Source organism: Faecalicatena contorta (assembly GCF_003149105.1).
Classification (GTDB): Bacteria; Bacillota; Clostridia; order Lachnospirales; family Lachnospiraceae; genus Muricomes; species Muricomes contortus_C.
The window spans coordinates 84,021-106,213 of record NZ_QGDS01000002.1; the positions used below are offsets into that span (position 1 = coordinate 84,021).

Below are 22,193 nucleotides of genomic sequence, written 5' to 3' on the forward strand. Positions count from 1 at the left end.
AAATCTTTCCAAATCACGGTTTTAAAGTGCTTATTTTTCCATCCTTATTTTCACTTTCCAAACGAGTTTTACTGCTTCATACCAAAGTACTGATGCTGCGGACAGCATAAAAGCAGTTAGTATCTGATGTGCAGACAAGGGAGCCAGTTTTAAGATTTCGTTAAGCGGAGAATATAAAATAATAATAAGCCCCAGGAGCGTGAAGATATTGACTGCCCACATGACATGATCCTTCGCAATCTTCTTGATAGTGGTAAAAATATAGTCATGGTCAGAACTGTTTACCTGCACTAAGAATAGATTTGCCAGCATGATTACTGCAAGCCCCATGGAACGTCCGGCTGGTGCATGATTTGGACTGCCTGCCAAGGTGGTATAATATGCCCCAAAAGATGCGGCAAAAATGGCTCCGCCCTGCAGGATACTTTTAAGTATGAGCCCGGCATCCAACAATTTCTTTTTGGGATTCCTTGGCTTCCGCCGCATAATATCACTTTCTGGGGGCTGCCGTTCCAGCACAATGGAGCAGGTGGGATCGATAATCAGCTCCAGCAGTACTACATGAAGCGGCAGCAGCAACAGGCAGCCTGGTGCAATGCCGAGGAAGGGAGCCAGCAGGGATGCTGCGGCAATGGGAATATGAATGGCGAATACATATCCTACAGCCTTGCGGATGTTATCAAAAATTCGCCGTCCGTCCTTTATCGTATCTACGATAGTTGAAAAATTATCATCCATCAAAATCAAGTCAGCTGCTTCCCGGGCAGCTTCACATCCCCGCCCGCCCATAGAAATGCCAATGTCTGCATATTTCAGAGCAGATGCGTCATTTACGCCGTCACCGGTCATAGCCACAATCTCTCCGTTATCTTTAAAAGCTTTGACAATACGTGTTTTGTGTTCAGGTAATACCCTGGAGAAAATGCTCACTGTTTTGACTTTTTCCCGCAGTTCTGCATCGTCCATGTTTTCCAGCATATTTCCTGTGATGATACTATCATAGCTCTGCATACCAATTTGTTTTGCGATTGCTGCTGCCGTAATTCCATTATCTCCTGTAATCATTACAGTACGGATTCCAGCTCCAGCGCAGGATTCAATATCTTTTTTAACAGATTTCCGGGGTGGATCGGCCAGCCCGACAAAGCCGTTAAGTGTAAGCTCACATTCAGTTATTACGTCCGGGATGCCGGATTTATCTTTTGGCTTTGCTGATGCAATTGCAATCACACGAAGCCCCTGAGCACTCATCTCCTGAACACGGCTTTCTGCCTGCAAAAACTCCGGGCTGCTTAGATTGCAGAGCGGAAGTATACTTTCAGGGGAACCTTTGGCGGCAATTATAATTTCATTATCGTGATACCAGATGTGTCCCATCATTTTAAGCTCATTGGTGAAGGTATATTCGTTCAGAAGCTCTCCTTTGAACAGATGGGTTTCCGGAATTCCTTCTTTTTCACAGTAACTAAGCATCGCCTTTTCCATGGGGTCATACGCGTCGGTTTCACAGGCAAGCCCCATCATATGTACAAGGCTGCTCTTATCATGATGTGCCGCCCAAACTTCCTGTACCACCATTTGATTCATAGTGATAGTTCCGGTTTTATCCACACATAATACAGATACTGCACCCAGCGTTTCCACACTTGGCAGATGGCGCACAAGGGATTTTTTCTTCGCCAGCCGCCATGCTCCCATAGACAAAAATACAGTGAGGATCACGGGGAACTCCTCTGGTATGGTAGCCATAGCAAGAGCAATACCGGAAAGAATGCTTTCTGTCAACCTGTCACTAAAGGTGTGGCCGGGAATGTTCCGCCATGTCACAATTCCAACCAATACAAACAATGCGGCAGCTATAATCACACAGGTTCTTACAAGACTGCGGGTTTGTTTTTGAAGCGGAGTCGTTTTCTTAGGCGCTTCTGCAACCATAGCACCTATTTTCCCATATTCCGTGGCTGCTCCGATTTTATCAATCAAGACTGCGGCCATACCCTGGGTTACCAGGGTTCCTGCATAGCAGTAGTCCTTGCGCCAATAATCGTCAGACAGTGTGGTTTCCTCCTCCTCCGTTTTCCAGACGCCCTGGGCCTCGCCGGTCAGGGAAGATTCATCCACGCAAAGGTCATTTTGCCGTATCACAATGCCATCTGCGGGAATTTTAACTCCTTCCTGAATCAGCATTACATCCCCGGGCACCAGCTCTAAGGCTAAAATAGAGGTTTCTTTACCATCCCTTATAACCCGGACATGCGGAGTAAAGAGTTGTTTAAGAGAGTTTAGGGTTTTGTCAGTTTTCCATTCCTGTACCACTTCAATACCAATAATCCCAACAACAAAAACCAACATAATCAGTCCGTCACGTGGTTTGCCGAGAACAAAATAGATAACGGCGGCAGCCATTAACAGAAGAAACATAGGTTCAGAAAGAACATGCAGAATTTTGGAAAGGAAATTTTCCTTCTTCCGGGGTACAAGTTCGTTTGGACCAAATCTGTCATGGCGTTTTCTTGCTTCCACTGTAGTAAGTCCCATGCTGATTGTGTACTCGTTTTTCACAAGTGCTACCTCCTTGAAAGATAAATCCCATGCACAAGTTGTCATGCAGCGCTGTTCAGGCATAGAGGAAATGCAGTTTTTACCACATAAAAACGCATCAGCGGAACAGCAACTGTCCCACAGATGCGCTATAAAATCATCTGCTGCCGCAATGCGGCCCGGCCACTCAAATCCCGGGGATTTGCGCCTGTTCAGTTTGTACTGTTGACCCTCACCGGAAAAACCCGCCGAGGTGCAGTGCAAAGAGTCTCAATTACTACATTATATGCCGGATGCTAAGTTAATGTGACTTCTATTGGAAGCTGCGGTAAATGCACAGAAGAAGACTCCCTTGTTCAGAGAGGGATTAACTGATTCTGTTTATTGACCACACAATGCCGCGGCCAAGGCTGCATATGTTCTTGTGCTTGTGGAAAATGTCAAAGTAAGGATTATCGGAAGTTACCCCCTGTGCCATATCCTGATTTTCTTCTTCAAGGTTGGCTATGTCCTGCTTTAACTGCTGTTCTTTTTCTCAAACTCTTTTTTCATGCGGTGGTATTCCTCGCGGATTATATCGCTGTTTTTCCAATCCACATAAAGCCCTGTACTGATTCTCCAAATCTTTTCAAGCTCCTGTTTCCGCAGCTTGATAGAAGCGGTCAGACGTTTTGAAACGGTTCGGGGGGCGGGCGCATTGTTTATGTCGTCTATAAGCTCTGCCGCCACAACAACGGTTTTTTTATTTACCGTAAGGTGGAAGTTTTTTATCAGTTATATCAATATAGTCCGCATTTGTCATACCATACAAATAGTAATCACAATAGGTATTTACCATTTTTCCCTCACGAATATGTCCCTCGCGCTTAAAACCTGTCTTTTCAAGTGTTCTATAAGAAGCGGTATTGAGAATATGCACATCAGACCATAGCCGTTGCAGCTCTGTTTTTTCAAAGCAGAAAATAACCACTTGTGCCAATGCTTCTGCCATAAAACCGTTTTCTTGATAATCTGATGAAAGCCGGAATGCCACTTTTGCCATGCGGTCATTTTCAATCAGATATACCCATATCTCACCAATCACTTGATTATCCGCTTTGTGAATAATGCCCCAATGAAAACTTTTTGTGGGTTTCTCCTTTTTCTGAAATAGGAGTTCTGGATTTAAGTCACTTTTTCCGGGGCGTTTCCCCCAATATTGATATAGGGAATTATCGCTTAACCATTTTTTTAAATCGGAAACATCAGATGACTTTAACATCCGTAAAATAAGCTTTTCCGTTTCGAGAATAGGTTTTTTATAGACATAGTCTTGTAAACCCATAAAGTTCCCCCCTAGAAGTTGAAAACTTCTTCCCAATTAAAGTAGCCGGATTCTTCTGTGCTTTTCGGCCAATGACTACACCATGCAGGAACACCGGGGGTATCCACTCTGTCAAAACTGGGCGTATACGGCTTAATGTCGAGTAAAGGTGTGTTGTCGTTTGCGTCGATGAAGGCAACTTGAATAATACCCTTTTCAAAGTCAATACGGATAATCCTCGCCGCAGTCAAAGCAATAGGATTTGGACGTTCGGGTGAACGAGTTGCAAAAGTCCCCATTACTTCTGGTGCGCCTTTGTAGGGCTGTTCTGTTTGCAATACGGAACGTGACCCGATGTTATCACAATCGCTAAACCACCAAAGCACATTAATGTGGCTATAACCCTCTAAAGCCTGCAAAGCGGGAATATATTCTTTGTCTACTTCAATAAATGTACCGTTTTCATTGTTGCAAACCTTTCCAATGGACTGTACAGAAAAATTACTCATTTTATTATCCTCCTTGTATTTTGTGTAAGTACAGCATAAGCCCTCACACCATGTGAGATACAAGAGGAAAAGAAAAAGCGCCTTAAAATTTTGTAAGACGTTGTAATTATATATACACTAACGGGATTTGTAGCTCTATTAGATATTTTTCAGGATTACACTCATTCCACGGTCCTCGATGTACAATTTGTCGTGTTTCTCCAGTCATTTGGTATTGGCTATTCTTTTGCAGCCATTCAGCAAATGCAATATATGCTCCTGCAATATTGGAAAAATCCCCATATACCATTGTACAGGCCATAATAGGTATTGGCTTTGTATTTCGGTATAAAAATTCTCCTGCATTATTTCCGTTCTTTTTTACAGGGGCACACAATTCAACATCAACATTTGTTTCTTTATATTCAGTATCATGGTAAATGGAAAATGTATTACTTGAAATCTGTATTTGATGTTGTTCTGCAAACGTTGAAAGTTCTTGCCATAAAGTTCCTTCTGCATAATAATTAGGAATTTTTCTACGCAAAGAAAGCACTTGATAGCTGGGAATAGATTTTATGGAAATATTATAGTGTATTTCGCTTTTACTGTTTAAAATTTCATTTTTTGCAAGCTCTATTTTTTGTAATTTTTCTTGTTCAGCCTGTATTGCGTTTTCTATTTCAGCATATTTCATATCAAGCTGTTCTATAAAAAAATCTTCTTTTTTATCGAGTATCTTTGCAATTTCAGAAACATTAAATCCGCTGTCACGTAGAAATATTATTCTGTTGAGGACAGGAATTTGTTCAACAGAATATTTACGATGTTCTGTCCATTTATCAATTTCAGCAGGCTTGAAAAGTCCTACTTCATCATAATATCTTAACATTCGTATGGATACCTGTGTTAATTTTGAAAATTCTCCAATTCTAAACATCGAATCACCTCCTGCAAATAATTATACTAAATATATCCTATACTTCAATTACGATTTTAGGCTTCCGGGCAAACCGTAAAAGATGGTTAAAAAAGCGTTGCAGAACACATTGGTTGCAACGCTTTTCTTAAAGTGAAAAAACAATTCAAACCTTGAATGAAAGGACAGCCCCCATGACCTTTGACCGCAAGCGGTCGCATATGTCCTCGCCTATGCCGTAGTAGATATTGCCGCATTCGTCGCGGAGCTTCCGCATAAGAGTAAAACGGCGGCATTGAATAAAATATTTCAAAACCGTCGTTTAACTAAATCCTATATGTTTAGACGTAACATACCTATTGCCAACCGACGTTTTTGTGTTTACCGCTAGGCAATTTTTATGAAGTGTCAGCCAATAGTTAGGCAACTTGATGCTTACAGTAAGTGTGTACAGCAAGGAACAGAAATACAGGAATTTCAGTTATAGCTGCTGCCATTATTACATAAGGCGACCATACGCTTGCCTGACCAATATGCAGATAAGCAAAGCCTGTCAGTTGATAAAGCAAACTGTTTTGAATACCGATTCCCCCTGACGGTAAGATAAAGGTAAGCCAATTAGCCCCCGCTGAATAGGTGAATATTGGGAGCAGGCACATTACAATAGCAATCAGGATAACAGAAATGGAATCCTTGAATTTAGCTGATAGAAATAGTGTGAAGCTAATCGTTGCCAGCAAGGAAATAAGTCCTCCGATTGCCAAGGCAATTTGAAGCTGTCCTAAATTAAATGCAGGCAGACTGATAATGGAAAACAACATCTGCATTGATGTTTTCATGCACCCTGTTCCAAATGCAAGGTTTGAAATGTGCAAATGCAGTGAAATACATATGATAAACGCTGCGGTAAAAATGGTTAGTGCAGCCGTTATTTTTATGGTTGCCAATCGGGAGCGCCCATGCTTTGTGCAACGCAAAATACTGTCCGAACCCGTTTGATATTCATTGGAAAACGTGGGTGTGGCGGCAGCGGTACATAAAATGACAAGAAGAAAAATAAAAAGCACAATATAATCAAAGGCGTCCCTTGAATATCCGGGATAAAACTGAAAAGGCGTTTTTACCTCTGTGTATTTTTGAAGTGCCTGTTCTTGTGCCGCCGGATGTTCCTTTTGCTCCATCTGCATAATATCTTTCAAATGCTGTACCGTTTGTTCATAAAAACCATCTAATTTATCAGGGGAAATCTTCATCAAACTTGTTCCCTGACCAGTTTTGGGGTCAGAAAATGCTTCGGGCAATCTTCCTAAAAGTGCTTCTACCGGAAATACCTTTTCCATGTAAATCTTTGTCGGAAATTCTCCGCTGTAAATGCTATCCTCTCCATATGGCCGAACGGCATTTTGATAGATGTTTAAAGCCTCTTTGAGCTTTTCAGGGGTAACTTCTCCGTTGTTAGCAGAGCGTAGCGACTTTTTATAAGCAATTGCATCCAGACCATTTAATTCCGCTATTTTAGTACCATTTTCGTCATATTGATTGATGTCCTCGTACATAACGGGCAGCCAAGCCATTGCCGCGAACATTACCAGTGCAATTAGCAATAGAACAATCGTGCGGCGTGATTTAAGCACACGCTTTACTTCAAGCAAATAAATACGCATAGATTACTTTTCCTCCTCACTGGTTTCCTCTTGCGGGAACAACCATAAATATAAATCCTCCAAACGGGGAGGAGCCATGACAGAATCGCTTGTTTTTGCTTCCTCTGCCAGATAGCGGATAGATACCTGATTATCCCCCTCACTGCGTTGATTGATAATCCGCAGCTGCATTTCATACATAGGCATTTTTGCGGCAGGAACCATGCACGTCCAAACTTTTCCCACGACTTGTTTTACCAATTCATCGGTTGTTCCCACATCAAGAATTTTCCCAGCCTTCATAATGGCGTTTTGGGTGGCAATATACTCAATATCCGATACGATGTGTGTTGAAATGAGTACAATCCTATCATGTGAAAATTCCGAAATGAAGTTGCGAAAGCGCACCCGTTCTCCCGGGTCAAGACCGGCTGTCGGTTCGTCCATAATCAGAATTTTAGGGTCATTCAGCATTGCCTGTGCAATCCCTACCCTCCGTTTCATTCCCCCGGACAGCTTGACAATTTTTTTGCTCTTCACATTGGAAAGGGTGAGGGTATCGAGCAAGCTATCAATCTTTTTTCTTGTTTCTCTTGCCGGAACAGCTTTCAGTGCGGCAACATATTCCAGGTAATCTTTCACCGTAAAGTCTTGAAAGAAACCAAAGTCCTGGGGTAAGAAACCAAACAGATTTCTGTATGCTTCTCCCATCGTATGAATGTCCTTACCGTCATAAAGGATTTTTCCACTGGTTGGGTGCAGAATGTCCACAATCATACGCATGAGCGTAGTCTTACCGGCTCCGTTGGCTCCAAGCAGCCCCCATATGCCCGGTGTAAGGCTTAAGGAAACATCATCAACTGCGGTTTTATCCTTAAACTGTTTCTTAAGGTTTGTAGTTGTCAGTTCCATGTCACTTCTCCTTTTTCTAAATTACAACGACAAACGTCCTTGTTCAGTTTTATTGTACTGAACAAGGACGTTTCAAACTTTAATATGAACCGGATAAATTCCTAAGAAAATCCTAATATCCGATTGATGTTTTCCTAAGACAAAGCTGGCAGGGATATAGTAAATGTAATGGTGTAATTTTGACTTTGAGCGAAAATTTCGCCACCGTGTAAACGGATAATTTCGTCTGCGATCGACAACCCAAGCCCTGCACCACCGGTATCTGATATACGTGCGTCGTCTAAACGGTTGAATTTATCAAAAATAGAGGATAGCTGATCAGACGGAATAGTTGGACCGTGGTTTTCAAATGTAATAGTAATTGTATCTTTATCCGCTTTCGCAGAAATCATAATTTCTGTATTGGGGTAGCTGTATGCAACCGCATTTTTGAGAATGTTGTTAAATACTCTGGCCAGTTTTTCGGAATCGGCATAGACTGTCAGGCTTTCCTCTGCGTTAAGTACAGCGGAATTTCCCTTAGCGGATAAGACAGGATAAAATTCATCAATGAGCTGCACAAGCATATAGTATAAGTCAACATTTGCTTTTGTCAGCTTGATTTGCTGTGTGTTGTACCGTGTAATTTCAAAAAATTCGTTAATGAGTTTTTCCAGCCGCATAGATTTTTTTAAAGCGATACCGATATATTTTTCTTTCTGTTCTATAGGCATATCCGGTGCTTCGTCAAGTAAGCTCAAATAACCGATTACAGAGGCGAGGGGCGTACGAATATCATGTGCAAGATACATCACCAATTCGTTCTTTTTGCTTTCTGCTTCTTTTACGGCTTGCTGGCTAATCAGGACAGCCATTTTAATTTGGTTCATCTGTTTTTCCATATCTTTGAGCGGTTCCGATAATTCAATGGTGCTGTCGTCTGGCTGATACACGGTTTTGGTAGCATTCATGACCTCCTGCAAATATCCCCAAGGCTTTTTCCAGTAATGATGAAAGATACAGCAAAAGCCAACTACCAAATATAAAAAATAGAGAACCTCAATTCTAAGATAAAGCCACGGTAAAAATGTATTTGAAAACTGACTAAAGCCATAGTCAACTATTATTGCCAAGATATACCCAATTAAGGTATAGAGAATTAAGGTAATGTAGAGCTTAATCCTCAATTTCTTTTCCATATCGTTATTTTTCAAGGTTATCACCTCCATCTTCCCAGTATTTTTAGTTGGATAGCAGTAATACAGACATCAGTCCCAAGAATAACACTGTAACGATTCCTGCAACAACTGAAATTGCCGTATCTATTTTTTCCTTATCTTTTACCCCTGACTTCCTTAATATGAAATTGTTCGACCGTGGAAGTAGAATAATAAAAGGGTATTAAGTTGACACTTCTTTAAGCGTTTTCTATTTTTCTCTATAGCATAGTTTTCCTTTCCAAATGGCATGTGGCAGTTAAATCTTATATCCCACACCCCATACTGTTTTGATGTATTTGGCTTCATCTGCGGTATCGCCTATTTTTTCACGCAAATGCCGGATATGAACGGTAATGGTGTTATTGCTTTTATTGTAGTATTCATCCTGCCATATTTCATGGAACAGCTTCTCGGAGCTTACAACAATCTCCTTGTTTTCTAGCAGAATACGAAGTATAGAAAATTCCGTTGGTGTCAGAGAGATAGACTTTTCATTTAACAGGCATTCATATGTTTCAGTGTTTATTTCTAAACCCGAGTAAGACAAAACTGTTCTTGTTTCTGTTTCCTCTTTGGCAGAATTGTATTTTTGATACCGGCGCAGCTGCGCTTTTACTCTGGCAATCAATTCAAGAGGTCGAAATGGCTTTGTGACATAATCGTCAGCCCCTAAGGTTAAGCCCGTGATTTTATTGGTTTCTTCATCTTTGGCGGTCAGCATAATTACCGGAAAAGTATATTTCTCCCGAATTTTACGGCAAAGGGCAAAACCGTTTACCTCGGGCATCATAATATCCAGAATAGCGAGGTCAAGCGCTGTGGTTTCTATACAAGCAAGTGCTTCATTTGCGGAATAAAACTTAAATACGGTGTAGTTTTCATTTTGCAGATAGACTTCTATCAAATCCGCTATATCGTGTTCATCGTCTACAACAAGAATTTTATCACTCATGGCGGGTTCCTCCTTTCAGACATACCTAAGGTATTTCATTATATCAAGGCAGCCTTTGCTATTTATAATTTTCAGCATGAGATTTTATTAAGAATTTCCTAATGCAGAATCTTTTCTACATCTTTTATCTTTCGGCTTTTTTGCGTCCTTTGGTATTAGCCATAAACGACTGAAACGGACGATGCCTGGTATGCGGTTTTCTTCGCAAAGTTTTTGTACGCGCCCTTCTGAAATGCCCCATTTTTTGCGGCTTCCGGGGCAGAAATGTATTCCATAACTTGACCGTCCTTTCGTTTGCAAACAATATTACCTTATATTATATACGGACAACCGAATAATAACAATGTTTGGATAGAATTAATATGATTTATTTTAGTTAATTATATGATGTGTATAATCATATCTAAAGTAGATATGTGAACTGTAAAATGTAGTTGGGTGAAATAATATGAGCTTGTAACTCTTTTAGACGTATCGATAGACCAATTCTTTTTTCCAGACAGGGAAACGGACAAATCCACGCAGCGCAGACAGCTTGACAGTCTGCTTGACGATATGAGCGACAAGGGATTGCACCACAGCAAAAGAGATTAAGGAAGTCGAAACAGAGGACGAATAACGTCCTGCACAAACAGAATACACATTGAGAAGCGTTGCAGCCTTTTGAGGATTGCAGCGTTTTTCTTTTACCCTTGTTTGCAAAAAGCACTTGTCCGTTGTTGTAGGTATTAAGGAGAAAGTTTCATAGCAAGCATAGGAAGCGGGTACCCACTTCCGTATTTTTCCATGCAAATCGATTGTTGGGAAATGTCCCAAACCCTCTAAAAACGGAAAGGAGCGGCAGACATGAAAACAGCTCTGAATCCTGATGGAAACAGAGCTGTTAGAGTGGGAGGTATTTCCGTTACCTCCATTTATAAGTGTAACTGGTCAAATAATAATGAAATGTTATAAATTGGTGCGGAACAAGTACCTCCCTGACACAGGTAATACACAGTTCCGTTTTCAGGAACAGGATAACTTGCTGTAAAAGGAACTGTTTTTTCCAGTTCAGCTTGATTCTCATGGGTTTTGATAAGCACAGTCAGGTTTGGTAAAGGGTTCTTGGTTAAATAATCGAGCAGTTCCTCTGGAATATTTTTTTCTGCGGTGGAACAAACAAGCTCGAGGGAAGGATAAACTGCTTGTGAGACAGCAAGTAAGGCCATGCTGTGTCCTGCCGGATAATCTTGTACCGCACCGGCAAGAAAGCAGAGCTGACGGTAACTTATTTGCTGCCATTTTGTGTCACCTGTCAGTTTTGAAAGGTGTTCAAGTACAACGGCTGCTACTGAATTACCCGAGGGTATGGCGCCGTCATAGGTCTCCTTCGGGCGGCTGATAAGCTGCTCACTGTCCCTTGAATATAAGAAAAAGCCTCCTTGTTCCTGATCCCAGAAATAACTGAGCATCCGCTCCGAAGTATTGATAGCCTGCTGCAGGTATTCAATTTCGTATGTGGATTTGTATAATTCTAATAAGGCAAAGGCATAAAATGCATAATCGTCAAGCTGGCCTGCGTGTGCAGTTTCACCTTCACGCCAGCGAAGTTTCAGTTCTCCATTTTTTCCCATCAGGTTCTCTTGTAAAAAACGCTGGGCTTTCTTTGCGCTTTGGATATATACTGGCTTGTCAAGCATCCAGCCAGCCTTTGCCAAAGCCGCAATCATAAGTGCATTCCAGGAGGTGAGCACCTTATCGTCTTTATGCAGCAGAGTACGGTTCTGCCGGTAGGCGTATAATTTATGAGAAAAACCCTTTATATTGGGCTCTGTTTCAGCATATCGGGAATTGTCTGACAGATTTAAAATATTCTTCCCTTCAAAATTCCCATGTTCAGTTACCCCAAACCAATCACAAAAAATGGTTCCATCCTGCTCACCTAATACATCGTAAACTTCCTGCTTTGTAAATACATAGTATTTTCCTTCCACACCGTCGCTGTCTGCATCCTGTCCGCAGTAAAAGCCGCCATTTTCATCACACAGTTCACGCAGCACATAATCTAAAGTGCGTTCTGCAGTCATCTGGAAAAATGTATCACTTGTGATATGGTATGCTTCCAGATAGGCAAGGGTAAGCAAGGCATTATCATAGAGCATTTTTTCGAAATGGGGTACAAGCCATTTTTCATCGGTGGAATAACGGGAAAATCCGCCGCCCAGATGGTCAAATATGCCGCCCCGGAACATTTGGGTAAGGGTGTGCTTTACCATTTGCAGTGCAGAGGTATCCTTTTCCAGCAGGGAATACCGTAAAAGAAATAATAGATTGTGTGGTGTGGGAAATTTAGGCGCTCCCCCAAAACCTCCCCATTGGGTGTCATACATGTCTTTAAATTGTCCGGCTGCTTTTGTTAGAAGCTTTTTCTCAGGCTCCACCGTTTTACGGTGAGTTTCCTGATGTTTCTTTAATAAAGAGGTGACTTGCTCGCCCTTAGAAAGAAGTGCATCACGGTTACCTCCCCATAATTGTGTGACGGTTGTGAGCAGTTCCATAAGTCCCATTCTGCCGTATGCGGTGACTTTTGACAGGTAAGTTCCGGCCCAAAAAGGTTTTTGTTCCGGAGTCATAATGATAGTAAGCGGCCAGCCGCCGGAGCCTGTAAACATTTGGCATGCGGCCATGTATACCGCATCAATATCAGGCCGCTCCTCACGGTCAACTTTGATGCAGATATAGTTGGAATTGAGCAGGTCGGCTACATCGGAGTCCTCGAAAGATTCGTGGGCCATCACATGACACCAGTGACAAGTAGAATATCCAATGGAAAGAAAAACAGGCTTATCTTTTTCCATAGCTTTTGCAAAAGCCTCCGGGCCCCAGGGATACCAATCCACAGGATTGTGCATGTGCTGTAAAAGATAAGGACTCTTTTCATTCACCAAATGATTAGGAACACTATTTGAGTCAGTCATATTATCACCCTCCCTTCATAAAAAGTATTTTTATTATTATACCCTGAAATAAAAAAGATAAACTAACCCCAGAGCTCATTGGCATCGGTCGCACTTCTGTTCAGGCGTGAGAAATCTGTTTTGACGAATGAACTGGTGGATAACAATAGAAACACCAATCCAATCGTTAAAATAACAATAAAAGTCATAAATGGGGTAACTATAAAGCCGTTAATATCAACAACCAGCCCTTCATTCTTAAGTTCAGCAATGGAAAGACTGGTTTTTTCCAAAACAATCATGCGAAAAAATGCGGTAGCATAAGTCATGGGATTCAAGTAGGAAACAAACCTAAGGGTATCAGGCAGCATCGATAAAGGAATATAGGCACCGGAAAGGAATGTAAGGGGCATTGTTACGGCGGTCTTGACGATCTGGAAGGTTTGACCGTTACGAACCTTAGTTGCCATAAACAGCCCTGCACCTGAAAAGGCAATACCAATAAATATCATTGACATGAGAATATATAACGGTGTAGTCCAAGAAGTGAACTTAATCCCGACGAATAATCCTACCACCAATATCAATACCCCTTGTAAGGTAGAGACTGTAGCGGCAGATAATAATTGTCCCATTGCAACAGCAATCCTTTTAGCAGGAGAGACCAACACCTCTTTCATAAACCCGCTGACCATATCATCAACGGTCGATGATGCTAAATTTAGCGCACTTTCAAACACCGTGGTTATGATAACGCCGGAGAGCATATAGGCGATTGGGTTTTCAATAAAATCATTTTTAAATATAGCACCAAATACATAAACAAAGAAAAAAGGAAATATGAGGGAAAAAACCAGCCCTGTTTTATTTCTTACAAAGGCTTTCAGGCCTCTCTTCCACAATGCAAACACAGTATTCATCTTAAGCATCCTCTCTTATCTTTTTGCCTGTTATCTCCAAGAAAACATCATTAAATGTACCTTTTTTAATCTCTATATTAGTAACGTGTTCTTTATGAACACTGAGAACCTCCAATAGACCGGCCAGGTCTTCAGCCTCTACTCTGTAATAGCCGTCTTTTTTTATATAATTTAAATCATATTCTGCCAGCAGACATTCAAGCGCTGCATCATTTTTTGTACTAATATATGCCTTATCTCTTGTGTACTTTTTCTTCAAAGTGTAGGGTGTATCATGAGCCACGATAACACCGCCGTCGATGATTGCAACTTTATTGCAGATTTCTGCTTCTTCCATATAGTGTGTTGTAAGAAAAATTGTAATATTTCTTTCCTTTTGAAGCTTAATAATATACTCCCATATATGGGCTCTGGTCTGGGGGTCAAGCCCTGTTGTCGGCTCATCAAGAAATAAAACTTTGGGATAGTGAATTAACCCGCGGGCAATTTCTACACGCCGTTTCATTCCACCGGACAAGGCTGCAACCAGTTTTTTTCTTTCAGCCACCAAATCCACCAGCTTTAAAACAAATTGTATGCGTTCTTCTACTTCTCTGTTAGGGATATTATAAAAAACGCAGTGCATTTTTAAATTTTCTTCAATGGTCATTTTGGCATCCAGAGTTGAATCCTGGAACACCACCCCTATAGTTGACCTGACCTCACTTTTTTGTTCGGTAACATCTTTTCCATCGATTAAAAGTGCCCCTGACGTTTTTTCAAATATAGTGCACAACGTATTAATTGTTGTGCTCTTTCCGGCACCATTCGGCCCCAGGAAAGCGAATACACTACCTTCTTCCACATCAAAAGATATATCATTTACGGCAACAAAATCGCCGTATCTTTTTGTGAAGTTTTTAACTTGGATTATTGGTCCCATACGATTTTAGCTCCTCTATCAATTATATTGTGCTTAATGGGGATATTTTGAAAAACTCCACCACTCCAGCCTGCCGTTTTTTTGCAAAATCATGTTTCATTATAACATGGGAATCTTCATTTTTCGATATTTTGTTTTAAGAATATAATGCTTTGAAAAAGAGTCACTTTTGCTGCTCGAAACAAAGAAAAAGACGCTCATTTCTGAACGTCTCATATATATATGAATTGGAACAGTGATATTGTTACCATCACTCTGATATAAAATACATTCTCTATTCCTCTTTTGTATTGAGATAGGCGGCGTTTGCCAGGACTTTCTCAACATCCATCTCCATGAGCAGCGCAAAATCCTCCAGGTGCAAGGAATAATTGCCGCATCCCCAATCTGCTGTTTTCAGGCAGTTGGAGTTCTTAATGTCCGCCAGTGCCGGCCTCACCCTTATGCTTATGCTGTCTCCCAGCTTCTCAGGACCATCGTCACTTTTCTTTGGCAACATAGAGCGAAGCTCCTGGTAAAGCTCCATAATCAGTGAGGGGGCTCTTTTATTTCACTATAAACACTAAACGGTTTATAGGAACTGTATGTTTACAAGAGTTCTTCAAATAAAATGGGTCAGTGGAATCTTTATAAAAGTTTAATTGTTTGACTGCAAACCTTGTCATTTATTGGAAGTTAAAGTATAATTGTGTCTAAAATGATGGAACAATTGCACCGGTTCTTCACAAAAGAATGGCAGCATCAGAAAGCGGGCCAGTGACCATCACAAAGGAGAACACGAAAATGAAGTCTATACAAAAGAAAATAAGCATTTTTATTATTTTACTCATCTTTATCACATCTCTTATGATAACCGTTCTTAGTCTATGGATTTTTTATCAGAATACGGTCTCACAACTAGAAGAAGATACTCAGGCGCTTGCCACTGCATACAGTCTGACAATTAAACAGCAGATACAAGGATTTCAACAGGAAATGGAAATGGCCGCTTCCTTAGACGGAATTACAAATGAGAATCCTGCCGAACGGGATGCTATGCTGGCACAGCTTGCGGAGACAGCCGGATTTGGATATTTTGCGCTGGCAGACAGTCAAGGTATAACGACCAGAGACAGCGATATTCATGAGCGTGAATATTTCCAAAATGCTTTAAATGGTTCAACCTCTATGTCCAGTCCCCTTGTAAATAAAGTGGATGGCAGCGTGACTATCATGATGGCAACGCCGATTAACAATGGTGGGAAGGAACGTGGAGTTTTGTATGGTGGAATTCTTTATGATACCTTCAGTCAGGTTATTAATGATATCCGCATAGGAAACGGAGGATATGCTTTTGTTGTGGATAAAGCCGGCACCATTGTGGCACATCCTGATAGTGAATTGGTGGCGGAAATGACAAACTTCATTGAAACTGCCAAGGAGGACAGCTCTTATCGATCTCTGGCTGGTGTAATCAACAAGATGGTGAAGGGTGAGAGCAGTGTGGACTTTGCGGACTTTGACGGAGAGAATCGAATCTATGCGTTCACTCCCGTGGATACTGCGGAGGGATGGTCAATTGCCGTTTCAGTGCCTGTCAGCCAAATTACCAGCGGTATTTACCGTACAGTAATCTTATGCCTGGCTGCTGCCGGCATTCTGCTATTGATTGGCATCATAGCTGCACTGCGGTTCGCCCGCTCCATTACAAAACCTATTGTTGCGGCTACACAGCGTCTTGAGTTGTTGGCTGAAGGAGATCTGAGTGCACAGATCCCGGAGGTCAGAGGTGAGGATGAACTGGCGAGATTGTCCACAGCTCTTGGGGGGACTGTAACTGAGCTGAACAGTTATATCGGGGACATTTCCGCTATGCTGTCTGGCATGGCTAACAATGATTTTACAGTAACCAGTACGGTGACATACAAGGGTGAATTTATCCCCATTCAAAAAGCACTGCAGGATATTTCCAGTTCCTTAAAGGGAACGCTTTTGACCATTAATTCTTCCACGGAACAGGTCAGTATGGGAGCTGAACAAGTAGCAAGCGGAGCTCAGGCTTTGGCAGCAGGATCCACTGAGCAGGCGGCTTCTATTCAGGAATTGAATGGCTTGATTACAGAGGTGGCAGATCAGGCACAGAACAACGCGGTAAATGTAAAAATTGCCACACAACATGTGGAGAAGGCAGTCGAAGGTATCCATACCGGTAACGAGCACATGCAGCAGCTTACCCAGGCAATGACGGAGATTGGCCAGGCTTCCGACAAGATTGTCAATATTACCAGAGCTATTGAAGATATTGCATTCCAGACAAATATCCTTGCCCTGAATGCCGCCATTGAAGCAGCTCGTGCGGGCAGTGCAGGGAAAGGCTTTGCCGTAGTCGCCGATGAGGTTCGCAATCTTGCTGCTAAATCAGCGCAGGCCGCCAAACAGACCGCGGAGCTGATTGGCAGTTCTGTGAACACCATTTCCAAGGGGGCAGAAATCACTACACAAACAGCCGATATACTAAATCAGGTTGAAGAAAGTGCCCTTCAAATTACCGAGAGCTTTTCCAAAGTTGAACAGGCTTCTTCCCGGCAGACAACCGGTATTGAGCAGATCAACATCGGGCTTACCCAGGTTTCTTCTGTTGTGCAGACGAATGCTGCTACGGCAGAGGAGAATTCTGCAACAAGCGAGGAGATGTCCGCCCAGGCAGCGACTCTGCGTGAGCAGGTTGGCAAGTTCAAGCTGGACATGGTGAGCGAATAAACATTCGTGATTACAGTGCCTCATTATCAAAGTTTAGCAGTTCAGTCATAGCCCTCCCTCTGTATGAATAGACTATATCATAATAAATGGAGAGGGCATGAAGATGAATAATAACCCTAACAGCCAGTGCAACTATAAGGTAAACGCGCCATACCCACCGATATGTGTGAATGGACAAAATGCTGTTTATGCCAGCGAAATGCTCAGCAACGTGGGTGGTGTTGTTTCTGAGATGAGTGATGTCAGCCGGTATTTTTACAATGCAGTTGTAACTGGCCAGGAATATAATTCCATTGCGGAATGCTTCCATCATATAAGCATCGTTGAAATGCACCACCTTAATATATTTGCAGAACTTGCGTTACTGCTTGGGGCAGATCCCCGGCTCTGGAGCGGGCGGACACATAAACACTGGTGGACTCCTGCCTATAACCAATACCCACGGGAAATGCGGCCCCTGATAAGCTGTTCGATCAAAGCGGAGCAGGAAGCTATCTATAAATACAGTAAGCAGGCAGATTCCATCCGGGACAGAAATATCGTGGCTATATTGGAGCGCATTATATTGGATGAAGAACGTCATATCCAGATTTTCAATGAAATGTATCAGCATATATAAAAGTGTGTTTTGGGGTATAATTTTACAGGCTTACAGCGAATGAACAAAACGTACCTTGTAAAGAGAGAGCACAATTTGCATTGTTGAAGGTATCAAGAGTAAACCACTTTTCTTGAACGATTTAAGTGTTCATAAAAAGTGGTTCTTTTATTGCTTAAAATACAGAACGATGCAATTCGGTACCTTAGTAGGACTGCAAAGGGTATATGGGTTCCAAAGCCACATCACACCTTCTCATAATTGTTCATATACTATTACTATCATTGTTCATAAAGGAAGTGTAGATATGCCACGATTTTCACCTAATGGCCCAAATTCAGGCGGTCCAATGCCTATGGGTCCTCCGCCATCTGTTACACCGCAAAGAAGCGCACAAGCGCGTGCAGGGACACAAAGAGTCAGTCCTGGTTCTATTCGAAATTGCATTGGAAGATTTACTTATGTATGGTTAAGTAATGGACATGAATTTTGGCTCTTCCCTGTTCAGGTCTGGGGTGACAGCGTTGCAGGTTTCCGATGGGATAGACGTTTTGGATGGTCTTATACTGGAATTTCATTAAGACGTATTGATATGTTTACCTGCTCATGGTAATCCTGTTCCAGTCCTCTTTTCATTTATATATCAAAAAGGATTGTTGTAGAATTAATGTCAATAACTTAAGACAGAAGATTTTCTGTTTTTTAAATACTTTTTCTGCTGTATAACAATTCCTATGATGATTCGCGGATTATTAAAAGACGCTGCTAAAAGCCGATACTATTCATCGGCCTTAGAAGATTGATAAGCAATCAGTACGATATCCCGATTTGTATCTTGTTTTAACCTTTCCTGAAGAGCGTTGATTTCAGAAACACAGGACTCTGGAATATCTGCAATTTCATATTTATTATCCATGATTTTCACCTCCAAAGAGTAGTATGTGAAAAATCGAATGATTTATGCAAGAGAAGCCATGGCCTTCTCTTGGTTTAAAATAAATATGTTTGAGTTAATAAAAAGTGATTGCAAATGTACTCAACATGTATTATCATACAACCATAAAATAATCAATAAATTCACAACGATTAGTCTGCCAGGTTTATTGATGCATATAATTTTGAACTTCAGGAATGGATTAATTCTATAAAAGAAGGACGGGTAGATGGTCCTAATGCATGGGATGGATATGTTGGTCAGATAAGCGCCAGGGCGGCATTAAAAGCCAGAGATGAGCAAAGAGTGGTTAAGATTGAATCTCAAACAAAACCAAATTTTTATAATTAAGACAATAGACGACGGTATCAGGGACATTGGCAGATGAGTAGTCCTTGATATCGTCGTGTCTGTTATTTGTAAAAATGGATTATCCTGATATCAATCGGGATGGTAAAGGAATGAAAGAGGAATGAGAGAAAAAATGACATTTCGGTTAAGAATTATGTTGTCTATAATAATAGTTACAATATCGGGCTTGAGCGCGTTTTTTTTCTTTACGTATTATGTTGCCACAGATTTGGTTGAGAACAATTATGCAAAAAGTCTGACGAATTCAATGAAGCTGCGGATGGAGCAGATTGATGAAGATATGCGCGATGCTTATCAAAAAACAATTGCTATAAGCGTGCAGGATGAATTGAATAGTGTCATAAATGCATATATGAAAGACACAAGTCAAAATGTGGAAGGTTCTTTAAAGGTGTCAGAGTACTTAAGATCTCAGAATGATTCCCCAGACTTTATTGATGAAATTTTTTTGTACATAGCGGAAGCAGAGCAGATTATAAGTTCACAGGAGTATAGAGACATTATAGAAGTAAAAGACAGCAGTCAGTATCCGTGGATTGTTAATCAGGGTACAGGACTTCAGCCGTTAGTTACAACCGGAATGGGCGGAAGTAAAATGACTACAGTTTATTTATATGCAAAACCAATTTATGCAGAGGATGACAAGTATATTGGGACAGTCGGAGTCAGTATAAATGAAAGGTCAATGTACTATAAATTACTGGATTCAGGCAAAGTTTCAGAAGAATATTTTTTGCTTGACGGGGAGGGAAATATCTGCTCTGCGCGGCAGTCATTAGGGTTGAATAATCATATTTCCGATTTGATTGATATTTCTCTGGATAAGAAAAGAATAGAAATGGGAATTGGTGAGTATGAAGGGCGAAAAAGTATTTATACCACAGTGAAATCATCTTTTTCAGAATTTACGTTACTTGGAATCTCTGAACATGCGGCACTTATTTCCGATTTGAAACAAACTCAATGGTTATTTACTTTGATGTTATTTGTAGTCATTATTTTAGCTCTAATTCTGGCTAACAAAATTGCAGATATGTTGAACAAGCCTTTAAAGAATCTTATTTATGCAATGGAAAGAGTTGGACGCGGTGATTTTGGTACCCGGGCAAGGGTTGATAAAGGAGACGAATTTTATCAGCTCAGTAATCAGTTTAATGGGATGGTTGCCCAGATTGATGGATTAATCAATCAGGTAGTAGATGAACAAAAAAATGCAAGGCAATCGGAACTGCGGGCGCTGCAATATCAGATTAAGCCGCATTTTATGTATAACACTTTGAACTCTATTAAGTATATGGCAATTATGCAGGGGAATGAACGTGTCGGTAAACAGTTATCTGCATTTATAGAATTACTTGAAGCGAGTTTGAACAAGGGAAGCGATTTCAGTACACTGGGGTTTGAAATACAACTTGTGAAAGACTATGTTTCTCTGCAGAAGTATCGTTACATGGGCTGCTTTAGCATGATATATGATATTTCGGAAGATGCCGAAAAATGTTTTGTGCCCCGCTTTATGCTTCAGCCGCTGGTAGAAAATTCGATTCTGCATGGAATGGATACTAAGCGTAATGATAATGTAATTAAAATACATGCGGATGTTATTGGAGACAGGCTCCATATTGAAGTTGAGGACAATGGAAAGGGAATGACTAAGGAGCAGAAACGGGCAGTTTTGCATCATGAGGGGGACACAAAAAGGCAATTTAATGGAATCGGTGTTTTTAATACAAGTGAAAGGTTACGTTTGTTCTTTGGTGAGGTAATACAATTTAATCTTCAGACGGAAATAGGAACTGGCACAAAATATATGATTGAAATTCCGGCCAGCACGGAAATGGAGGAAGGCGTATGAAAAGAAGTATTATAAAGCGAATGGTATCCTGCGCCGGCTGCCTTTTTTATCTTGTGATTTGCTTAAGCGGGTGTGCCTCGGGAACGATGCTTGAGGAAGAAGAAGTCTGGAATATCGGAGTGGTTTTGAAAACCATGGATAGTGAGCATTGGCGGGGAATCCGCTCGGGAATGGAGAATGCTGCAAGGCAGAATAATGTGAATCTTACATTGTTTTATCCCAGTAACGAGTGGGCCGAAGACGAACAGGAGGTTATTGTAAGGGATATAATGGAATCAGAGATTGATGCTTTGATTATTGCCCCCTGTAATTCTACAAACACAGGCTGGATTGTTGATCTGGCCAAAGAAAAAGGAATTGAATTATTTACCGTTGACACACGCTCCCTGGATCGTGACATTCCCTATATAGGGGTAGACAATATGGAGGTCGGAAAACTGGCAGCCCAATGTCTTGACCAAAACCTTCCGGATAGTGCGAAGATGGCAATGATAGCAGGAGGAGGAAAACAGGCCCAGACGGTTGACAGAATTGATTCATTTCAAAAAGAACTTAAGAATATACGTGGTATTGAAAAAGATGCTATTACAATAACAAAAGAACACGGCAGTTATACCGATGCCCTGCACGTAACGAAAGAGTTAATAAATGATGGGGTTAAGGGGTTATTTTGTGCCAGTGCAGTTATGGGGCTGGGGGCTGCCGCCAGTGCAGAAGAAATGGGGAAGGATATTTGTATCGTGGCAATTGACACCCAGGATGATGCAATTAAGGCGGTCCAAAGAGGAGACATCTACGGGTTGATTGCTCATTCGGGATATGAAGTGGGCCAGACAGCTGTTGAAACTGTGGCAGAGCGTTTAGAGGACGGCCCAAATGCAGTAAAAAACAATGTATATATAAGTTGTGAACTGATGACGAAAGAAAATATTGAGGAATATCTTGATTAAAGGGGGGCCG

20 protein-coding genes, 2 pseudogenes and 1 riboswitch are annotated in these 22,193 nt (G+C 41.3%); of the genes and pseudogenes, 6 read left to right on the forward strand and 16 right to left on the reverse strand.

Annotated features, from left to right (window positions below; translation table 11 throughout):
• Nucleotides 1-30 precede the first annotated feature (30 nt).
• The 11 genes and pseudogenes from A8805_RS03760 to A8805_RS03810 all read right to left on the reverse strand — a co-directional run bounded on the left by A8805_RS03760 (nucleotide 31) and on the right by A8805_RS03810 (nucleotide 10,232).
• The gene (locus tag A8805_RS03760; protein WP_330405718.1) at nucleotides 31-2,562 is read right to left on the reverse strand and encodes a cation-translocating P-type ATPase; all 2,532 of its coding nucleotides are present in this window, start codon (nucleotides 2,560-2,562) and stop codon (nucleotides 31-33) included.
• Between the two features lie 110 nt (nucleotides 2,563-2,672).
• Nucleotides 2,673-2,767, reverse strand: a riboswitch (NiCo riboswitch).
• Nucleotides 2,768-3,057: 290 nt separating this feature from the next.
• Nucleotides 3,058-3,270: a hypothetical protein gene (locus A8805_RS03765; protein WP_109708891.1), complete on the reverse strand. Its 213-nt coding sequence runs from the start codon at nucleotides 3,268-3,270 to the stop codon at nucleotides 3,058-3,060.
• A gap of 13 nt (nucleotides 3,271-3,283) precedes the next feature.
• A complete protein-coding gene (locus A8805_RS03770) occupies nucleotides 3,284-3,865 on the reverse strand; it encodes a GNAT family N-acetyltransferase (protein ID WP_109708892.1) in 582 nt (193 codons plus the stop codon).
• Between the two features lie 11 nt (nucleotides 3,866-3,876).
• Nucleotides 3,877-4,353, reverse strand: coding sequence for an SAM-dependent methyltransferase (locus A8805_RS03775; RefSeq protein ID WP_109708893.1), 477 nt, complete (start codon nucleotides 4,351-4,353; stop codon nucleotides 3,877-3,879).
• 106 nt (nucleotides 4,354-4,459) lie between these two features.
• Nucleotides 4,460-5,272: a MerR family transcriptional regulator gene (locus A8805_RS03780; protein WP_109708894.1), complete on the reverse strand. Its 813-nt coding sequence runs from the start codon at nucleotides 5,270-5,272 to the stop codon at nucleotides 4,460-4,462.
• Nucleotides 5,273-5,417: 145 nt separating this feature from the next.
• Complete coding sequence (locus tag A8805_RS03785; protein ID WP_109709253.1) at nucleotides 5,418-5,528, reverse strand: helix-turn-helix domain-containing protein; 111 nt, start codon at nucleotides 5,526-5,528, stop codon at nucleotides 5,418-5,420.
• A 142-nt stretch (nucleotides 5,529-5,670) separates the two neighbouring features.
• Nucleotides 5,671-6,915: an ABC transporter permease subunit gene (locus tag A8805_RS03790; RefSeq protein ID WP_109708895.1), complete on the reverse strand. Its 1,245-nt coding sequence runs from the start codon at nucleotides 6,913-6,915 to the stop codon at nucleotides 5,671-5,673.
• A gap of 3 nt (nucleotides 6,916-6,918) precedes the next feature.
• A complete protein-coding gene (locus tag A8805_RS03795) occupies nucleotides 6,919-7,806 on the reverse strand; it encodes an ABC transporter ATP-binding protein (protein WP_109708896.1) in 888 nt (295 codons plus the stop codon).
• A gap of 134 nt (nucleotides 7,807-7,940) precedes the next feature.
• Entirely contained in the window at nucleotides 7,941-9,014 is a 1,074-nt protein-coding gene (locus tag A8805_RS03800; RefSeq protein WP_242992263.1) for a sensor histidine kinase, read from the reverse strand.
• Nucleotides 9,015-9,261: 247 nt separating this feature from the next.
• A complete protein-coding gene (gene vanR, locus A8805_RS03805) occupies nucleotides 9,262-9,957 on the reverse strand; it encodes a VanR-ABDEGLN family response regulator transcription factor (RefSeq protein ID WP_109708898.1) in 696 nt (231 codons plus the stop codon).
• An 87-nt stretch (nucleotides 9,958-10,044) separates the two neighbouring features.
• Nucleotides 10,045-10,232: pseudogene (locus tag A8805_RS03810) on the reverse strand (DNA-binding protein).
• 172 nt (nucleotides 10,233-10,404) lie between these two features.
• On the opposite strand from A8805_RS03810, the pseudogene A8805_RS21995 reads away from it, so the two are divergent.
• A pseudogene (locus A8805_RS21995) lies at nucleotides 10,405-10,576 on the forward strand (transcriptional regulator); the annotation flags it as partial.
• 295 nt (nucleotides 10,577-10,871) lie between these two features.
• Here A8805_RS21995 and A8805_RS03815 read toward each other — a convergent pair.
• From A8805_RS03815 to A8805_RS03830, 4 genes are all read right to left on the reverse strand, one after another.
• Nucleotides 10,872-12,914, reverse strand: coding sequence for a thioredoxin domain-containing protein (locus A8805_RS03815; RefSeq protein WP_109708899.1), 2,043 nt, complete (start codon nucleotides 12,912-12,914; stop codon nucleotides 10,872-10,874).
• A 62-nt stretch (nucleotides 12,915-12,976) separates the two neighbouring features.
• Nucleotides 12,977-13,813 carry an ABC transporter permease gene (locus A8805_RS03820; protein ID WP_109708900.1) on the reverse strand — a complete coding sequence of 279 codons (837 nt, stop codon included), beginning with the start codon at nucleotides 13,811-13,813 and terminating at the stop codon, nucleotides 12,977-12,979.
• A gap of 1 nt (nucleotide 13,814) precedes the next feature.
• Nucleotides 13,815-14,735 (reverse strand): ABC transporter ATP-binding protein, encoded by a 921-nt coding sequence (locus tag A8805_RS03825; RefSeq protein ID WP_109708901.1) that lies wholly within the window; start codon nucleotides 14,733-14,735, stop codon nucleotides 13,815-13,817.
• 274 nt (nucleotides 14,736-15,009) lie between these two features.
• On the reverse strand, nucleotides 15,010-15,234 hold the full coding sequence (locus tag A8805_RS03830) for a hypothetical protein (protein ID WP_109708902.1): 225 nt from the start codon (nucleotides 15,232-15,234) through the stop codon (nucleotides 15,010-15,012).
• Between the two features lie 233 nt (nucleotides 15,235-15,467).
• On the opposite strand from A8805_RS03830, the gene A8805_RS03835 reads away from it, so the two are divergent.
• Together A8805_RS03835 and A8805_RS03840 are read left to right on the forward strand one after the other, a co-directional pair.
• Nucleotides 15,468-17,474: a methyl-accepting chemotaxis protein gene (locus A8805_RS03835; protein ID WP_109708903.1), complete on the forward strand. Its 2,007-nt coding sequence runs from the start codon at nucleotides 15,468-15,470 to the stop codon at nucleotides 17,472-17,474.
• A gap of 97 nt (nucleotides 17,475-17,571) precedes the next feature.
• Nucleotides 17,572-18,093 (forward strand): ferritin-like domain-containing protein, encoded by a 522-nt coding sequence (locus A8805_RS03840; RefSeq protein ID WP_109708904.1) that lies wholly within the window; start codon nucleotides 17,572-17,574, stop codon nucleotides 18,091-18,093.
• A gap of 757 nt (nucleotides 18,094-18,850) precedes the next feature.
• Here the strand turns inward: A8805_RS03840 and A8805_RS22000 are convergent.
• The gene (locus A8805_RS22000) at nucleotides 18,851-18,988 is read right to left on the reverse strand and encodes a hypothetical protein (RefSeq protein ID WP_181392748.1); all 138 of its coding nucleotides are present in this window, start codon (nucleotides 18,986-18,988) and stop codon (nucleotides 18,851-18,853) included.
• Nucleotides 18,989-19,174: 186 nt separating this feature from the next.
• Here A8805_RS22000 and A8805_RS23085 point away from each other — a divergent pair, with 186 nt between their 5' ends.
• The 3 genes from A8805_RS23085 to A8805_RS03850 all read left to right on the forward strand — a co-directional run bounded on the left by A8805_RS23085 (nucleotide 19,175) and on the right by A8805_RS03850 (nucleotide 22,183).
• The gene (locus A8805_RS23085; protein ID WP_420319465.1) at nucleotides 19,175-19,357 is read left to right on the forward strand and encodes a Gfo/Idh/MocA family oxidoreductase; all 183 of its coding nucleotides are present in this window, start codon (nucleotides 19,175-19,177) and stop codon (nucleotides 19,355-19,357) included.
• A 121-nt stretch (nucleotides 19,358-19,478) separates the two neighbouring features.
• Complete coding sequence (locus tag A8805_RS03845; RefSeq protein ID WP_109708905.1) at nucleotides 19,479-21,233, forward strand: cache domain-containing sensor histidine kinase; 1,755 nt, start codon at nucleotides 19,479-19,481, stop codon at nucleotides 21,231-21,233.
• Entirely contained in the window at nucleotides 21,230-22,183 is a 954-nt protein-coding gene (locus A8805_RS03850) for a substrate-binding domain-containing protein (protein WP_109708906.1), read from the forward strand. Before A8805_RS03845 ends, A8805_RS03850 begins: the two co-directional genes overlap by 4 nt.
• Nucleotides 22,184-22,193 lie beyond the last annotated feature (10 nt).

What these genes read in the sequence shown, in the direction of transcription:
- A8805_RS03770 (WP_109708892.1), bottom strand. Translation starts at nt 3,865, where the DNA reads ATGGGTTTACAAGACTATGTCTATAAAAAACCTATTCTCGAAACGGAA.
- A8805_RS03775 (WP_109708893.1), bottom strand. Translation starts at nt 4,353, where the DNA reads ATGAGTAATTTTTCTGTACAGTCCATTGGAAAGGTTTGCAACAATGAA.
- A8805_RS03780 (WP_109708894.1), bottom strand. Translation starts at nt 5,272, where the DNA reads ATGTTTAGAATTGGAGAATTTTCAAAATTAACACAGGTATCCATACGA.
- A8805_RS03785 (WP_109709253.1), bottom strand. Translation starts at nt 5,528, where the DNA reads ATGCGGAAGCTCCGCGACGAATGCGGCAATATCTACTACGGCATAGGC.
- A8805_RS03790 (WP_109708895.1), bottom strand. Translation starts at nt 6,915, where the DNA reads ATGCGTATTTATTTGCTTGAAGTAAAGCGTGTGCTTAAATCACGCCGC.
- A8805_RS03795 (WP_109708896.1), bottom strand. Translation starts at nt 7,806, where the DNA reads ATGGAACTGACAACTACAAACCTTAAGAAACAGTTTAAGGATAAAACC.
- A8805_RS03800 (WP_242992263.1), bottom strand. Translation starts at nt 9,014, where the DNA reads ATGGAGGTGATAACCTTGAAAAATAACGATATGGAAAAGAAATTGAGG.
- vanR (WP_109708898.1), bottom strand. Translation starts at nt 9,957, where the DNA reads ATGAGTGATAAAATTCTTGTTGTAGACGATGAACACGATATAGCGGAT.
- A8805_RS03815 (WP_109708899.1), bottom strand. Translation starts at nt 12,914, where the DNA reads ATGACTGACTCAAATAGTGTTCCTAATCATTTGGTGAATGAAAAGAGT.
- A8805_RS03820 (WP_109708900.1), bottom strand. Translation starts at nt 13,813, where the DNA reads ATGAATACTGTGTTTGCATTGTGGAAGAGAGGCCTGAAAGCCTTTGTA.
- A8805_RS03825 (WP_109708901.1), bottom strand. Translation starts at nt 14,735, where the DNA reads ATGGGACCAATAATCCAAGTTAAAAACTTCACAAAAAGATACGGCGAT.
- A8805_RS03830 (WP_109708902.1), bottom strand. Translation starts at nt 15,234, where the DNA reads ATGTTGCCAAAGAAAAGTGACGATGGTCCTGAGAAGCTGGGAGACAGC.
- A8805_RS03835 (WP_109708903.1), top strand. Translation starts at nt 15,468, where the DNA reads ATGGCAGCATCAGAAAGCGGGCCAGTGACCATCACAAAGGAGAACACG.
- A8805_RS03840 (WP_109708904.1), top strand. Translation starts at nt 17,572, where the DNA reads ATGAAGATGAATAATAACCCTAACAGCCAGTGCAACTATAAGGTAAAC.
- A8805_RS22000 (WP_181392748.1), bottom strand. Translation starts at nt 18,988, where the DNA reads ATGGATAATAAATATGAAATTGCAGATATTCCAGAGTCCTGTGTTTCT.
- A8805_RS03845 (WP_109708905.1), top strand. Translation starts at nt 19,479, where the DNA reads ATGAGAGAAAAAATGACATTTCGGTTAAGAATTATGTTGTCTATAATA.
- A8805_RS03850 (WP_109708906.1), top strand. Translation starts at nt 21,230, where the DNA reads ATGAAAAGAAGTATTATAAAGCGAATGGTATCCTGCGCCGGCTGCCTT.